Here is a 15,715-nt window from a genome sequence, read left to right as displayed (position 1 = left end):
GATCAATGACCGCCATAGAGGTGAACAACTGATGGCAACTACTGACGACGGAACCGGACACTGGTTCGGGGCTGACGGCCAAGTTAGCCAGCTCCGAGGGACCCTGTTCAAGCTATCCTGTCTCGGTGCAACGCTGCTGGCCCTTGGGCTCGTGTTCGTGTTCCTGTTGTACGTGTTCAACGACGCCATCCGACCGGCCTCGGCTGATACAGGCTGGCTCCTCACGGTTGGTGGAGCAACCGTTCTTCCTGCGGCTGCTCTCGCGGTATACTATTATCGGCGCGATACCAGAGCAGGCGAGGTCGCGTACACTGCGTTCGGGTTGCCCATCGTGACGACGCTCCTCGCCGGCGGTGTCCTCATCGTCTTCAGAGACATCATCACCGCCCACGAGTGGCTCGCATTTGTTGTAGCTGCCGCCATTGCGTACGCGGTTGTTGCGCTCCACCGTCGAGTACGGAGCAACTCGGCTACCGCCCTCGAACGAGCCGCAATTGCCGTGCTTGTACCGGTCCTTGCAATTATTGGCGTGCCAGGATTCAGCGTGGACCGTTCGATCCAGACACCGCTGCTCGGACAGGAATTGTTTACCCTCTCGGTTTCGGTACCCTCCCTCGTTCCGAGCCTTCGAGGATTAATCCTCGCACAACCTGCCCTGCCGATCCCGCCATTGTCTCTCCTGCTGGCGTTCACGATTCCGATCGCCGCGGCAGCCGCCTGGCATATCCGACGCGTCCGGGAATGTGACCGCGACGCGGCCATCGCCGGCGGGGCGACCGTCGCCGTTGCCGGCCTCGGCCTCATTGCCGCGCCGCTAGTTGGCCTCCCGACCACCGCATGGGTCGTCATGACAACCGTCGTCGGCATTCCGGTTGGACTGTATGTTGAATCCGTCTTCCGGCGGCGCGAGGGTGTTACTGGACTGGCGTTCCCGGTCGTCATTGCCTTCGGGGCGGCGCTCGCGTTCGCCGTCGTCGAGACGCTCGGCTTTGCCGGACCGAACCTCTGGCTCGACTGGAGTTTCCTGATGAGCGGTCACAACACGACGCCGCGGGAGGCGGGGATCTACCCTGCACTTGTTGGTTCAGTGATGATGCTAATCGTCGTCTCCGTGGCGGCGTTCCCAATTGGCGTCGGCGCCGCAGTCTATCTCGAGGAGTACGCCCCGAGTCAGGGACACCTTAGTTCGGTCGTGGAACTCATCGAGATCAACATTGCGAACCTCGCTGGCGTTCCGTCAGTCGTCTATGGTGTGCTCGGGCTCGCATTGTTCGTCCGTGGAATCGGAATGCAGGCTGGGATCGTCGTCGTTGGTGGATTGACGATTGCGTTGCTGATCCTGCCGATCGTCATCGTCTCTGCACAGGAGGCGATCCGCGGCGTGCCGGACTCAATGCGCCAGGCCTCGTACGGCATGGGTGCCACGAAGTGGCAGACCGTTCGCAATGTCGTACTCCCCAGGGCGATGCCCGGTATCCTGACGGGAACGATCCTCGCGCTCGGCCGTGCGATCGGCGAGACTGCTCCGCTGCTGATGATCGGAGCCGCAGCGGTCGTTCGCGTTCCGCCGGACACGTTCTTCAGCCTGTTCAGCGCGATGCCGCGACAGATCTACTCCTGGTCGCGACTGATCGACGCCGACTTCCGATACGGCGTCCTCGCGGCAGGAGTCGTCACGCTTCTCGTCGTGCTGTTGATGCTGAACGGAACCGCCATCGTCCTGCGAAACAAGTACCAGCGCCAAGAGTAAGATAATGAGCCACAATACCACATCCAACACCGATACCAGTACCGAATCGCAGCCTGAGAGCAACGAGAATGCCAAGCAGGATACGGCTGAGTCAACCTACACGACCGTCGAAAGCGACTCACTACTCAAGTCATCGATTGGGACAGCTGATCATGGTCAATCTACAAATGATACTGTGCCAATTATCGAGACTCACGACCTTGATGTCTATTATGGCGACGAGCAGGCACTCCAGAGCGTCGAAATGACCATTCAGGAAAAACGGGTCACAGCGCTGATCGGTCCCTCGGGGTGTGGTAAATCGACGTTCTTGCGGTCGATCAATCGAATGAACGATCTCATTGACCTTGCTCGGGTTGAGGGCGAGGTCGAATTCCAGGGCAAAAACGTCTATGACGAGAATGTGGATCCTGTTGCCCTGCGCCGCAAGATTGGGATGGTATTTCAGAAGCCAAACCCGTTCCCAAAATCGATCTACGATAACGTTGCCTACGGTCTTCGTGTCCAGGGTCTTGCTGATGAGGTTGACCTCGATGCTGCCGTCGAGCGTGCATTGAAGAACGCGGCGTTGTGGGACGAAGTAGCAGATCAGCTCGACAAGTCGGCACTCGAACTCTCAGGCGGCCAGCAACAGCGCCTCTGTATCGCCCGCGCAATCGCCACTGACCCAGAAGTCCTCCTGATGGACGAACCGGCCTCGGCGCTGGATCCGGTCGCAACTTCGAAAATTGAGGATCTCATCGACGACCTCGCCGAGGAGTATACGGTCGTGATCGTCACCCATAATATGCAACAGGCTGCGAGAATTTCGGATAAAACTGCTGTCTTCCTCACCGGGGGAAAGCTCGTCGAGTACGACGACACTTCCAAGATCTTCGAAAACCCCGAACACGATCGCGTTGAAGACTACATCACCGGAAAATTCGGGTAGTGATATTGGGGGACCACAATCCCTTTCGATGGTGCATCTGCGCAATGGTATCTTCACACTGATCGGCGTCGCCTGCTGTGGCTCGAGCAGTGCACATGATTAAAACAAACAGACTGACCCACACATGAGTTGGAATCAGCTGTCGACTAGCTCGTTCGATCCGATCGAACGAAAGGTACAGTTCGCCGGGAACTCGACGTTCGTCATTTCCCTTCCGAAAGAGTGGGCACTCGAACAGGGCCTCGAGCCCGGGATGTCCATGTCACTCTATCCACACGAGGATCGACTGGTCGCCGCGACCGAACCAGTGTCAACGCAAGATCGAACGGTGGCCGTTGACGCTGATGCTTTCAGTGAAGAGGCAGTAACACGGCGTATCGAGGCGGCGTACACAGGTGGCTGTGATCGAATTACCGTGATCGGACTCGATGAAACCAACCTACAACTCCGGCGGTCGATCCAGCAAACGGTCAATCAGCTCACTGGGGCTGCGATCCGGACAGATACTGATGACCGATTAACCATCGTAAATCTGCTTGACAGTAGCGAGATATCGCTTCCACAGACAGTTTCCCAGGCACAGCAACTCGCGCTAGAATTGCACGAGGATGCGATTGATGCCTTCGTGACGAATGATGCTGACCTTGCGCGACGGGTAATCGATCGAGACGACGATGTCGATCGGCTGTTCTCGTTTGTCAAACACGGAATCAATCGTGGGCTCGAGGATGTCCACGAGATTGACCGGCTCGGAACGGATCGCCCGTCCATGTTTCGTAATTATCGTATCGCCCAGCAGCTCGAACGGATCGCTGATCATGCTGAGGGGATCGCAAGGGAAACGACACGACAGTCGGATTCGCCAGATCAGGTATTTGCTGATCAGCTCGAAACAATCGGAGCCGATACACGGTCTGTCATCGAACTGGCGCTGGCAGGCGAACTTGAACAGGCTCACGAAACACTCTCCTCCGTTCATGAGACGGTCAACCAGATCGATCAAGAACTGTATGACCGGAAAGAGCCGAAAGCGTACCAATATGGAAAGGTATTACAGCTGGTACACCGAACTGCCGAAAATGGGATTAATATCGCAGAAGCGATAACTGAATCCTCACTCGAAAGTTAATCGATTCAGATGAACCCCTGTGTAGGTTAAAACGTTGGAACTGAGACTCGTCGCTACCATCCTCGAACCCTCGAGATTACGATAAAGGATCTCGCTCGGCACGCGTTCCATCAGGTCGGCGCGTACGACGGTCCTTCGGTGTTCCTGTAGAGACCCAGTATACGTTGGATATCCACCATCGCGAGTAACTGAATCGACTCCTCGAAGAGAGCGAGGATCTCTGAATCGTCCCCGCCGACGTCCACTTCTAAACGATGCCCCGAATCACCAACTGGACGCGAGAACGTCGCACACCGTCGCTCGTGTATCGAAACACCGAGACTGGAGCCCGAACCGTTCTCCATCGTGCTCCCGACTCATACCGGTATAAGTGGCGTGGTGCACTCCTCGTCGACGGCTATCCGGTCGAGTCGCGTGGCTTCGAAACGAAGCAAGCGACAGTCTTTCAGGATGCTCTTCGAGATAAACCCACCCCTGAGTTGAGCTGCCCTGAATGTCCAAACGACGACGTTCTCGTCGGCGAGAAGTCAGCTGACGGAGCGAACGTACAGCGATGGTTCGACTGCACCGACTGTGGCTACGAAGCCCGCTCAAGGATCGTCTACGGCGCTGAACGGTGAGGTCCCAGAACATCCAAGATAGTATTTTTTCTGGGGTAGGAAGGGGTGGCCCGAGTCACATGGGCCAGGTTCACAGATGAGTCTTGAAATCATTGACCGCCACAGCAGAGCACTGTTCGAATTCCTCTGGTGTCCAGTCTGCGGACACGACGTGTTCAGTCACATTCCCTTCGAAGGAGTGTTCTGCAAGAACTGCAACACGCTGGTCGAATTCCAGGAGGCTATGGAGGATCGCAGCTACGAAGATGCCGTTCTCGCCTGCTTCGATACCGATACGACCTGGAATCTCCAGATCGACGAGAAGTTGCGTCGCGACCTTCCCGATGGATCCGCCCGGGTGAAGATTCTCGGCGCGCCGTGCGCCTACGAGGTCGATTGGCGGAGTCCGGAGCCGGGTGACGAATGGGAGGCGGTCGAACGTGGTGAGCTCGACGATGCCAATGAGCCAGAAGAGGTGTCGCATCTGGCGTAGCGGAATTCGATTCCTCAGCGATTGTGAGATCGTTGTTGTTGCGCCAGTAAGGGGCACCGGCGCACGCGCGCCGGAGAGTATCGATGTCAACACGGAGTCAACTCGATTCGTCCAACGAGTCGAACCGAATCCCAGAACAGACAAGTCGAACGTCCGTGATCGGATCGTGCAAGTCTACGTCGTGGAACTGCCAACACAGAATCCATTCGACGAACCCGCCGAGTGGGCCGGATACGCTGGCCGGAGTCTGATTCGTACGCCGCTCGACGCGTTCTGGAACGGGTATATGATACGATTCGAGAGGAATCGCAGAGCGTTCGAGAAGGGGCAGACAATGCCGATGAACTCCTGCGAGAGAGTTCTTTGACTTAGCTGTGGTTGAGGGCGCTAAGCCCCCTTCCTCAGCGAGCGAAGCGAGCAGGGAGGGGATACAGCGCCCTCAACCACAGCTAAAATGACTGCTAGAATGGCAGAGAGGACGGTAACAGAGAGGAAGAGACCAGTAACCTCGACGCCGAGCATTCTCAAAGCGAAAAGAACGGCGGCAACCATGGTTTCCACACGAAGAAGCCGAAGAACGATATCTGTGACACTTCGTCGTCGGAAGTGTCGAGCGACATTTGGTCGGATGAATCGTGTAAGGAGTTTGGAACCGTACCAAGCGACCACAAGTACACCTATTGCAAGGAGCCAGGTGCTACCCGGAAGTCGTACAAGTTCATCCATCCGCTGGGTTGGAGTAGTTTGGACGAGTATCAAGGTCATAGGACACTATACAACATAGTCGGAGTAAAGGGCTGAGCCTAAAATCACCATTTTCCTATGATATCGGTCTTTCCGCGTACTCGAGCCTGAGGAGTACTGCAACTGCCATGGAATGATCTAACTTTTAACGAAGACTAACTCCATGCCGTATAGCGAATCTTCTTCGAACTTGTCTTACAGCAGAATCAGTCTCATCAGATTAATTTTGCTATTCTAGCCATTGGCAACGTATCACACTGCTCCAAGGCTAGCTATTCTGGCTTTTTCGATACCGTGTGTAGGTATTTGTATAATTCATGAATGAACTAATGAACGGTACTGAAAACGATTCTAACTCTTCTACTAGCACTGAACACGCCAACGAGAAACTGAGCAGCTGTGCTTCCTGCCAGTCCTCGAGACGGACATTCGTGAAGGGTGCGGCCATTGCGGGTATCTCTGCGCTCGGTCTCTCTTCGACCGCCGCGGCCTCGGGCTCGTACACGAAGTACGACGGCGAGTACCGACACGTCGTCAACGTCGTCGAAGCCGGCGCCGACAACACCGGGGAGCGATCGATCACTCCCGTGCTCAGGAACATTCGGAACGACAACACGCTGTTTTACTTCCCACCTGGGCGCTATGCGATGGACAGCCAGCTCCGGTTTACTGGCTTCGACAATGTCGCCTTCATCGGCGACGACGCGACGCTCGTGCCCGCGAACTACTACAACTTCGACGGCCCGCAGTACCGGCTCTTCCGTCTCGGCGTCGGCTACAGACCAGGACGCCGCCTGCGGTTCGAGGGCTTCGACGTCGACCAGACGGCCCCCGACACGGGGATTCGCGTCATCGAAGCCCACGTCTCCGATCACCTCGAAGTGCGCGACATCAACGTCCGCGGGCAACACGACAGCGGAACGTGGGGGCCAGGCCTGTTCAACGTCACTGATTCGAGCGGTTACGGCATCGTCGAGCGCTTCCGCGCCCCTCAGGGTGGCGAGTGGATCGACAACACCCCGACCGCCGGCGAGCGATGGCGCGGTCCGACCGGCATCCTGGCCAACCAGAACGCCGGCACCCTCGAGTTTAAACACTGTACGCTCGGCGCGTTCCCCGACAACGGCCTCTACGCCGCCGGCGGCACCGGAAAGATCATCGTCAGCGGCGGCACCTACCGGAACAGCAACGGCGCGAACATCCGCGTCGGCGGTAACGGCAGCGAGATCAACTGGCCAAGCGTCAAAATCGACGACACCCGCCCGGAGGACGTGACCCAGCGCGGGATCCGAATCGAGAACGGCAAAAACCTGCATATCAAAGGGGCAGCCGTCGAAATCACCTCGCCGATGCCGACCAGCCACGCGATCTCGGTGATGCCCACCTGTGACAGCACTCGAATCGAGCGCGTCCGCCTCGATCTGCAGGGCAACGACGTCAATCACGGCATCGTCATCTCGCCCAACTGCGGGGAGGTCACCATCGTCGAGACGCAGATCAACCACGAGACGGCCGGCGGCTACCCGCTGTGGATCCGCAACACGAACGCGACCGATCGTGTGCTCGCCGAATACCTCACGATCACCGGCGAGGCAGGCGATGCCTCCGGATTCCGCGACGGCATCCGCGTCGAGCGAGACAACTGCCGGTTCAACGTGACCGAGGTCAACCAGTCCGCGCGCAGTGGCGCCACCCGAAACGCGATCACGTCGACTGCCGACGACCTGACGGTCTGGAAGAGTACCCTTCGCGCGAACCAGTACCCCATCGTCGAACTCGGTTCTGAGTCGCTCTACCTGGAAGTCGACGCCGAGTCGACCGGCGGCAAACAGGCAGCCTGCCTGTACGATCAGAGTAGCAATATCTCTATCCGCAACAGTCGGATGATCAAGGGCGTGCGCGACCTCGGCTCCTCGAGCCTCGAGCTGTCGAACAACACGACCGCGTAATCTCTCATATAGAATATACTGATAAAGCGACCGATTGTCGCGCTTTCTGACCTGGTTTATAAAGGACTGTTTTGAAAAATACATGCAACGACGAAAACTACTGGTAGTTGGCGCAACAGCGTGTGGGACGATTCTTGCGGGCTGTAGTTCAAGCGAAGACGATGAGGAACCGAGTCCGGTTGATGGCGATGATACCGAAAATAGTAATGGAAACGAGAAGAGCGATGGCGGCGACAATACAGCCGAAGAAACCGAAGCGGAGGATACGGAGAAAGTGATTGGTGCACTGGTCGATGGCGATCAGATGCACCTAGTCGTTGAAGACGTAGCCCATCGAACAGAACTGGGCGGTTTTTTCGAGGCTGACGAGGGAAACGAATTCGTTGTCATTTCACTGGCAATGAAGAACGTCTCCGATGGGTTCCTCGAGGTATCGAACCTGCTACAGGCCAGCCTCCGTGACAGTAAGGATTCTTCATACAACAGAACGTTCGTTGGAGGTAAAGAGCCGACATTCAACGATGGCCAGTTCGTCCCTGGAGAAGTCGGCCGTGGCATAATTGTCTTCGAGGTACCGGAAGACGCAAGCGGACTTGAACTCCAATTTGATTTTGATGTCTCAGCCTTTGGCGATGTCAACCAAGCCCACATCGATCTCGAATTGGAGACCAATGTTCACACCCTTGAGCAAGACCTCCAGGTAGAGATCTACAGCGCCGGCCAGGAAATCGAATATGGAGGGACTGAGGTCGCGATCAACAGCGTCGAATTCGAGGACAACCTTGGTCGATTCGCCAAGCCTGACCCGGGCAATGAATACGCTGTGATTGATATTTCAATCACAAACGAAACAGGCGAAGAGCAGCGTGTCTCGACACTACTACAGATGTTGGTAAAGGACAAAAAGGGCTATAGTTATCAAGAGGATTGGGCTGCTACTACAGAACTGGACCAAGAATTCGATGAATCGAGTCCGATAGAAGATGGTGAAACCCGTCGTGGGAAGGTCGTATACCAGGTTGAAGAAGACCTGAGCCCGCTGTACTGGGTATTCGAGTTCAATATGTGGATTAACGGCGACAAATCGTTCTGGCAACTACGGTAGTAGCACCCAATACTATTGCAGTGAGAAAGAACCGGATTATAGTCGGGGTCCGCGATAGAACGAAACCTGCAGATAGACGATCGCCACTGGGACCTGAAGGAGAACCTGGCAAACGATACTATTCAGGGTGAACTAAAACGACATAAGTAACTCCGAGTCTTCGGCCTGCTTGGACGAAGATAGGAGTACCGGCTGGTTGGCACAGCCCGGAGTCTACCTTCACGACTTGTCCCACGGATTCTCATCGAGGGAACAAGTGGTAGACTGTAAATCCTAATATCCCAATGCTCGGGAACCCTCGCGCTTCAGCGCGGGGAGGATATTAACATTCGTTGTCACACGGAGGATGCCGTCGTCTTCCTCGTGGCCGGCCGCCAGCAACTGAATAGCCATCTCTCGTTTCCCGATCATCGCAGGCCCGCTAATCAGCCCACTCGTCCCTGGTGGGAGTTCACCGAGTGTTTCATCCGGTAGAATACCCGTAATATTGTACGGTGTACTCATTCTTGATTCTCCTTTGTTTCAGTATCACCCGTGGACAGTTCTTCGTCGCCCATAATCTCACGTACCGCACCGACGAAGTCGGTATTTGAGGCCATATCCCCGAGGCTAGCATCAACTGTCTCACGCATAGTGTCTATTTTATTGATTAACTCGTCGTATTCGTCATTCGACGCTAACTCACCGGTCGATTTTTCGGCTTGGAGTGCACTCCGTCGGGCGACTAGCGAGTAATACTCTTGGAGTGCATCATCCAGCGACGCTCGCTCAAGCAGTCGCTCGACAGTCGCTTCTAACTCATCTCGATCGGGAGGCTTGGTAACATACTCGTCGAACCCCATCTCGATAATATCGAAATCGGGGTCGACAGCGGTGACCATCGCTACACGACAGTCGATCCCTTGATTCCGGATCTCCTCAAGGACCTCACTCCCGGACATCTCCGGCATCATTCGATCGAGCAAGACGACGTCGACCGTGCCGTCGAGTTGATCGAGCGCTTCACTTCCGCTTGCGGCAACACGAACATCGTACTCGGAACGGAGCCATCGTTTGTAAGTCTCCGCGACGTCCGGTTCATCCTCAACGATGAGAACCACAGGGGAGTTGTCTGAATTCATGATTCGAATTGTGACTCCCCATCATATTGATAGTTCCCCTTAATTCGATGAGAGCATGCGCAAGGATCTGTCTGCGGAGTGGTTCAGCTAAAGCGGGAAGCGCGGAGCCCCCTTCCTCAATGAGCGGCGAAGCCGCGAGTAGGGATGGGAAGAGTGCTGCGGAGCTGAGCAAAACCATTACCGTAGCATGATCCGTACTGTCACGTAGTGCTGTGCTGGCACAAGTTTCGCACAGAACGGGCCACAGTAGCCCGGTCCCAAATGGTGGGTTCGGGGACTTCAAAGGGTGTTCGGTAGGCACGGTGCAAACAACGCCCCGCCGCATCAATTGAGGACGAGAACCACATCAATGCCCCTCCCTCCACGAGCGAGCCCATCTGGGCGAGCGAAGTAGGGTAGTGTCGGTTACCTTGTGGTTACACTGTTGGGGCATGGAATTGGAGCACGAACGTCGCGCCGCCAGCGTCGTTATCCGTTACCCACACATCGCCACCATATTCGGCCATCATCGAATCAACGAAAAAGAGGCCGAAGCCCGAGCCCGTCGATTTTGCGTGTCCGGTCTCACCACGGCGGAACACAACCTCCTTGCGGTCGTCAGATACACCCTGTCCATTGTCATGAATGCGAACAGTTACGGTCTCGTCGTCAGCTTCGACGGTAATCGATACTTGGAGTCCGTCGGTATCGTTGTGATCGACGGCGTTGGATATGATGTTGCCCAGCACGTCACCGAGCAGTTCGTTAGCCAGCACCGGCACTGTGTTTGGAATCGCTGTCTCGAAAGTGACCGTGTGATACGTCGCCCGAGCCCGCTCGATTTCGTTGCGTAGCGATGGCGCCAGATCCATGGGTTCGAGCTGGGTGTCACTCTCTCCAGTGAGCGTCTCGAGAACGGTTCGCACCCGCTGGACGATCTCCACGATATTGTTACTCCACGTTACAATCGTTTCCGAGTCTCGCAGCTGCTCGCCATCGAGTTCGTCAGCCAGGAACTCTGCCCGCGAGCGAATGACTGTAATTCCGTTGAGGACGTCGTGGCGGAGAATCGAGTGGAAAAACTCCATCTGGTCAGTCTGACGCTGGAGTGCCTCCTCACGTTCGGCTCGTTCAAGTGCAGCTCGGGTGTTGGCTGCCAGCAATTGCGCTAGGGCGACATCTGTCTCGTCGAACTGGCCGGCAGTGGTCGAGCCACTGTTCAACACGCCGTACTCACCGATCGGAACGATCAGTTCACTCCGCATCTCTGTCTTCGGAGTGAGACGATCATCAATCGTACTGACGTCTTCGAAGATGCGGAGCTCATTGTTCTGGAAGACCTGCCAGGAAATGCTGTTGCCCGGTTCGAATACCGGCAGTTCACCGAACAACTCCTCGGCGCGGTCCGACCAAACGATCGGTTCTAGCCGTTGTTGATCGCCCGCTCGAAGCCAGATGGCTGACATCGGGAGATTCAGCGATTGCTGTGCGGTCTCAACTGCGATCCGGCAGATCGTCTCCTGGTCAATCTCCTGCATCATCTCGCGGGTCGCGTCGTGTAGCGCTCGAATGCCGCGCTCGCGCCTATGACGCTCGGTGACGTCCATCGCGACGCCGATCACGCCCGTCACCTCATCATCGGTTTCGATTGGTTGATACCAGACCTGGTAGGCCCGGCCCCAGAGATCGGTCGTGACAGTCACGGATTCACCATCGAGAGCCTGGCCGACTGCATCGATAACGGTGGGTGCCCCTTTGAACATTTCATCAACAGTCGCACCGACCATCTGATTCTGCTCGATGCCGACTTCCTCGAGACCTTGGCCCACCTGAAGCGTGATTTCACGATCCGGGTTGACTGCGAACAGGATGACTGGCACGTTCTCGACGATCGTGCGGAGCCGGTGCTCGCGGGTGGCGAGTTCCTGTTCGCGCTCAAGGCGGTCGATCGCTGCGCGAGCGTTCGAGACGAGCACTTCTCCCAGGAACCGATCAGTTGCGTCGATCGCTCCCGGTTCAGGAGAGCCGATACTGACCAGCCCATGCTCCCCGAGTGGGATGAAGAGTACTGCACCGAGCGGAATCTCCGATACCTGGCGATCTTCGAGCGTTTGATAGTCCTCAACGAGGACGGCTTCGTTCCCCTGAAAGATTCCCATTTCAGCAGCCCCAGATTCGAGCACGGGGAGCGTCTCTAACCCTGCCTGTGCGGCAAACTGCTGTGCGGACTCGGTCGCCGTCAACGGGACGAGTCGGTCGGCGTCGGCGTCGTACTCCCAGACGGCCGTCAGTGGGTAGCCAAGCATGCCGCCTGCAACCGATACCAGCTCGGTAACAATCTCTTCAGACGTCTCCGCGGCCAGAAACCCGCGGGTAACACTGTGCAGTGCTTCGAGTCGGCCCTCATGTCGCTTTCGCTCGGTAATGTCGCGGACGATGCAAGCCAGGCCACCATTCGGACGTACGGAAAGTGTGATTTCCTGTGGGAAGTGACTCCCGTCACGACGCTGGCCGGTGAGTTCTCCCCGCCATTCTCCCTCCTCGTAGAGTGGAGGCATAAGCTCCTCCTCAATGCGTGTGGCTTCTTCCTCAGTATAGCAAAACTGCCATGTCTCTCCAATGAAGGCATCCGAATCATCGTAGTCGTAGATGTCCACGTAGGCCTGATTGACCGCTTCGTACGTCCCATCCTCGTCGAGGATGGCGATTCCATCCATCGACGTAGAGATGGCCTGTCGAGCTTGTTCGGCCTCCAAATACTGATCCCGTCGGCGGGCGTCGTAGTACCCGACCACTCCGCCGACGGTAGCACCTTCTGACACACCAAGTAGAAGTTCGTGGAGCGTCTCGACGAAGGGCTCGCCTTCGAGGATGTGGGTAGACATCTCCCAGGCTGCAAACGTACCGAGAATGATGGCGCCGGCAAGACTCCAAAATGCAATCCGGAATATCCGTGTAGGGGCCAGGTCGGACCTGGCGAGCCATCCTCCATATGTAGCAAGACCGAGCGCGAGAAGGATTGGAATGCCGATCTGGAGGAGATGTAATGTGTTCCATTCAGGGTGACTGATAATTACCACGCCGATAACGACCCCACATAGAAGCGCACCAAGTCCGGCCACTGACCATTGTCGCCAGGATTTGGTACGCAGGAGCATTCTCATAGCATTCGGATTGACAGAGTGATATAACAAAAGTGGGGGCCATTATTTAGATACTATACTGAGTGGTAAAGCTGTTAGATAGACGTCCTCGGAAACCAGCGCTGGCTCATTGAGGAGGGGATTCACGCTTCCTGACATCCAGTAATCTCTTGTAAGTGGTACGTTACGACAGACACAATGAACTGGCGACACATACTCCCAGCGCTCGTTGTTGCCGCTGGAGTCGGCTATTTGAATTTTACCCGACGTGGGTGGATGGGAGCAGGGCTCATGGGGGTCCCTACATATTTTATCGTCAGATGGACAATAACGACGGTAGACCTGACGTGGTACTCAATCGGCCGACCAGGGCGAAAGGAGATGCCCTGCGTGAACTGCGGGCATACTGTGCGGCGCTCTCGCGACGAATGGATACCGCGCTGTCGGCGCTGTGGTTGGCGTCCCGGATGGCTCGGTATTCGATGGCTCACACAATCAGTCCCGGCGCGGCAGTTGCGGCGGACCGCTACGCTGGAGAATCTCGCGATATGCATGATCGCTTTTTTCGCACTCATGACGGTAGTGGGGCCAGGCATACCCACACCGAACGGGGGGACGGTCACCCTCGATGAGAATGGTGACCTCGAGACGATGACTGGCAACGATAAAACGGGCGTGTCTGGCCCTAGTATTGATTCGGACGGCGACCGAATTCCGGACGATGCGGAGAATGAGAAAGTGTTCGACGGCGCAATACTCTCAAACGCCGACCCTACTCAGAAGGACCTCTACGTCGTTTTCTTCTATAGTAACGATTCAGAAAGACTCACAGACACCGAGAAACGCCAACTGCGGAGTATTTGGGGATCGATGAACGTCTCGAACCCTAACGGCGAATCGGGAATCAATCTCCACATCGTCGAGGAACGCCGCGCCCAACATGAGTTCTCGAGACAATATCCCGAGAACGTGTCCCACTCGAGTGAGTTAGCCGACACCTATGATGAGTATATCGACAACGGCTGTAGCGTCTATCACCTCGTCATCTTAGGTGAGATTGAAAACCGCGAGTCGGTCAATGTCGGAGGGTGGGGCGATGGGCCGGGACTAGCGACGTATGTCGATCATGAGAACACACGCTACTCGTCTACCGAATACGGCTCCCGAGTACGAACGATTACACACGAACTGCTTCACAACGTTGTCGGCCCAATTAACGGTTCACATGCACCGAATGACCCGAAGCACTCGAAGCAGGGATGGCTCGGAATAGTCGAACATGAACGGGATCTCCCGAAGAATGAAGCTCTGCATCCGGCTGTCGCATCGCAACTCAGCGATGACTTTGCCGAATCGCCGTATTATCGACAGATATGTTAGCGCATGTTCGTTCTGAATGTCGATTGACGCTGCTTTCTCGTTCCCAGAGTAGCCATACTTGAGCCCTTAGAGGAGGCCGTGGCGTGTAGGTCGGTGACTCGGGGGTTTCGGTATGTCTCTCGGTAAGATGTACGATTAAGCCCATCCAACACTTATTGAGAAGAGCGCCCAGTTTCCCTAACAACCCATACGACGGGTATAACAAACATATCCTGTATTGGACTGTCCTATGAGATGGACGACCTCACAGGATTCCAACGAGACCTCCTATACGTCATTGCCAGTGCCGATCAACCGTCTGGCCGAACTGTCAAAGAAGAGGTGGAGCAGTACTACAGCGCCGACATCAACCATGGGCGGCTGTATCCCAACCTCGATACGATAGTCAACAAAGAGTTAGTCGAAAAGGGGCAGCTAGACCGAAGGACGAATTACTACGCGATCACGGAATCCGGAGAGCAAGCAATTGAGGAGAGACGAGCGTGGGAATCGCAGTACGTCGATTAGCTGACGGAGACCTCGTAGTAGTTCGTGTACTTCACGAAGTCACAGCCCTGGAGTCCATTGTGACTGAACGATCGACAGAACCGTCAGCATATTATGAGACTATCGTCCATCGGGGGAAATAGCAACAGCTGAACAAATCGAGATAGCGCATCACTTCCAACAGATCTCGTTCCAATACCACCCAAAGTGGATTTACTCCAAGGCCAATTACCACTGGTAACAATATGATCGAAAAGTATTACCAAGAGAGTGTGTCATAGAATATCAATGACTCAGTCTCTTACGAACGAGAGCAATGAGATACACGAACAGATCATAGACGAAGTAGCAGCTCTTGAGGATAGGGACCCGCTAGAGCTTCCTCCACTCTATGACGCCGTCGAACCTGACGCACTGGAGTCGATATTTTCTCCAACCCATGGTGGGACTACCCGAGTTGGTCGAGTAGAATTCCCATACGCAGATTACACGATTATTGTAGAGTTTAAGGAAGAGCCGGTTGTTAGAATCGAGTGAAAACAGGTGAAGCCTCGACGCTGTCTATAGTAGCCGTCACTGAAATCAAACCGCACAGGAAGTAACCTGGCCGCTGTTTATCGACGCCTCCAGAGAGCGGAGGCGAACACAAGTGGCTAACTCGTCAGATTTACCTACCGACTCAAGTGGTCTCACACCAGAGCAGCGTCTCGAACCGACAAACACCCGACTTATCAACGCTTGTATCGCGACGATTCACGACATGAAGACGCTGCGGGCATGCGTCGCCTACGAGAACGCAAACCAGCAGCGCGTCCAGATTCTCCGTCAACTCGAAAATCGAGCTAACCAGATCCGCTCAGAAGATACCTGAAGGGATGCTCGCGGGCTGTTTGTCGGCGCCGTCAT

At 55.7% G+C, this 15,715-nt stretch carries 16 protein-coding genes and 1 pseudogene; 13 read left to right on the top strand and 4 right to left on the bottom strand.

Features of this window, described 5'->3' with window-relative positions; translation table 11 throughout:
* The first annotated feature begins 31 nt into the window (after positions 1-31).
* The 7 genes and pseudogenes from pstA to NGM29_RS20140 all read left to right on the top strand — a co-directional run bounded on the left by pstA (position 32) and on the right by NGM29_RS20140 (position 5,269).
* A complete protein-coding gene (gene pstA / locus NGM29_RS20165; RefSeq protein ID WP_254161429.1) occupies positions 32-1,750 on the top strand; it encodes a phosphate ABC transporter permease PstA in 1,719 nt (572 codons plus the stop codon).
* Between the two features lie 4 nt (positions 1,751-1,754).
* The gene (pstB, locus tag NGM29_RS20160; RefSeq protein WP_254161428.1) at positions 1,755-2,681 is read left to right on the top strand and encodes a phosphate ABC transporter ATP-binding protein PstB; all 927 of its coding nucleotides are present in this window, start codon (positions 1,755-1,757) and stop codon (positions 2,679-2,681) included.
* A gap of 124 nt (positions 2,682-2,805) precedes the next feature.
* Positions 2,806-3,810, top strand: coding sequence for a PhoU domain-containing protein (locus NGM29_RS20155; RefSeq protein ID WP_254161427.1), 1,005 nt, complete (start codon positions 2,806-2,808; stop codon positions 3,808-3,810).
* 84 nt (positions 3,811-3,894) lie between these two features.
* Positions 3,895-4,034, top strand: a pseudogene (locus NGM29_RS21635) (DUF7995 family protein); the annotation flags it as partial.
* A gap of 30 nt (positions 4,035-4,064) precedes the next feature.
* Positions 4,065-4,430: a DUF7568 family protein gene (locus NGM29_RS20150; RefSeq protein ID WP_254161425.1), complete on the top strand. Its 366-nt coding sequence runs from the start codon at positions 4,065-4,067 to the stop codon at positions 4,428-4,430.
* A gap of 76 nt (positions 4,431-4,506) precedes the next feature.
* Positions 4,507-4,902 carry a DUF7567 family protein gene (locus NGM29_RS20145; protein WP_254161423.1) on the top strand — a complete coding sequence of 132 codons (396 nt, stop codon included), beginning with the start codon at positions 4,507-4,509 and terminating at the stop codon, positions 4,900-4,902.
* Positions 4,903-5,068: 166 nt separating this feature from the next.
* The gene (locus tag NGM29_RS20140) at positions 5,069-5,269 is read left to right on the top strand and encodes a hypothetical protein (RefSeq protein ID WP_254161491.1); all 201 of its coding nucleotides are present in this window, start codon (positions 5,069-5,071) and stop codon (positions 5,267-5,269) included.
* Between the two features lie 20 nt (positions 5,270-5,289).
* Here NGM29_RS20140 and NGM29_RS20135 read toward each other — a convergent pair whose 3' ends face one another.
* Entirely contained in the window at positions 5,290-5,454 is a 165-nt protein-coding gene (locus tag NGM29_RS20135; protein WP_254161421.1) for a hypothetical protein, read from the bottom strand.
* A 509-nt stretch (positions 5,455-5,963) separates the two neighbouring features.
* Here NGM29_RS20135 and NGM29_RS20130 point away from each other — a divergent pair.
* The gene (locus NGM29_RS20130; RefSeq protein WP_254161419.1) at positions 5,964-7,595 is read left to right on the top strand and encodes a right-handed parallel beta-helix repeat-containing protein; all 1,632 of its coding nucleotides are present in this window, start codon (positions 5,964-5,966) and stop codon (positions 7,593-7,595) included.
* Positions 7,596-7,677: 82 nt separating this feature from the next.
* On the top strand, positions 7,678-8,700 hold the full coding sequence (locus tag NGM29_RS20125; RefSeq protein ID WP_254161417.1) for a DUF4352 domain-containing protein: 1,023 nt from the start codon (positions 7,678-7,680) through the stop codon (positions 8,698-8,700).
* A 273-nt stretch (positions 8,701-8,973) separates the two neighbouring features.
* On the opposite strand, the gene NGM29_RS20120 is transcribed toward NGM29_RS20125, so the two are convergent.
* The 3 genes from NGM29_RS20120 to NGM29_RS20110 all read right to left on the bottom strand — a co-directional run bounded on the left by NGM29_RS20120 (position 8,974) and on the right by NGM29_RS20110 (position 12,994).
* Positions 8,974-9,204, bottom strand: a complete 231-nt coding sequence (locus NGM29_RS20120) for a hypothetical protein (protein ID WP_254161415.1) — start codon at positions 9,202-9,204, stop codon at positions 8,974-8,976.
* Positions 9,201-9,821 (bottom strand): response regulator, encoded by a 621-nt coding sequence (locus NGM29_RS20115; protein ID WP_254161413.1) that lies wholly within the window; start codon positions 9,819-9,821, stop codon positions 9,201-9,203. Before NGM29_RS20115 ends, NGM29_RS20120 begins: the two co-directional genes overlap by 4 nt.
* A gap of 416 nt (positions 9,822-10,237) precedes the next feature.
* Positions 10,238-12,994, bottom strand: coding sequence for a GAF domain-containing protein (locus tag NGM29_RS20110; protein ID WP_254161411.1), 2,757 nt, complete (start codon positions 12,992-12,994; stop codon positions 10,238-10,240).
* Between the two features lie 522 nt (positions 12,995-13,516).
* On the opposite strand from NGM29_RS20110, the gene NGM29_RS20105 reads away from it, so the two are divergent.
* From NGM29_RS20105 to NGM29_RS20090, 4 genes are all read left to right on the top strand, one after another.
* Complete coding sequence (locus tag NGM29_RS20105) at positions 13,517-14,323, top strand: hypothetical protein (protein WP_254161408.1); 807 nt, start codon at positions 13,517-13,519, stop codon at positions 14,321-14,323.
* 234 nt (positions 14,324-14,557) lie between these two features.
* Positions 14,558-14,830 (top strand): PadR family transcriptional regulator, encoded by a 273-nt coding sequence (locus NGM29_RS20100; RefSeq protein WP_254161406.1) that lies wholly within the window; start codon positions 14,558-14,560, stop codon positions 14,828-14,830.
* Positions 14,831-15,097: 267 nt separating this feature from the next.
* Positions 15,098-15,346 carry a DdfA family disk-determining factor gene (gene ddfA / locus NGM29_RS20095; protein WP_254161404.1) on the top strand — a complete coding sequence of 83 codons (249 nt, stop codon included), beginning with the start codon at positions 15,098-15,100 and terminating at the stop codon, positions 15,344-15,346.
* A gap of 112 nt (positions 15,347-15,458) precedes the next feature.
* Entirely contained in the window at positions 15,459-15,680 is a 222-nt protein-coding gene (locus NGM29_RS20090; protein WP_254161402.1) for a DUF8129 domain-containing protein, read from the top strand.
* The last annotated feature ends 35 nt before the right edge of the window (positions 15,681-15,715 follow it).

The organism is Natronosalvus rutilus (assembly GCF_024204665.1).
GTDB classification, from domain to species: Archaea; Halobacteriota; Halobacteria; order Halobacteriales; family Natrialbaceae; genus Natronosalvus; species Natronosalvus rutilus.
Note: the sequence above shows the minus strand (reverse complement) of the source record. Positions and strands in the feature narration are given on the sequence as shown.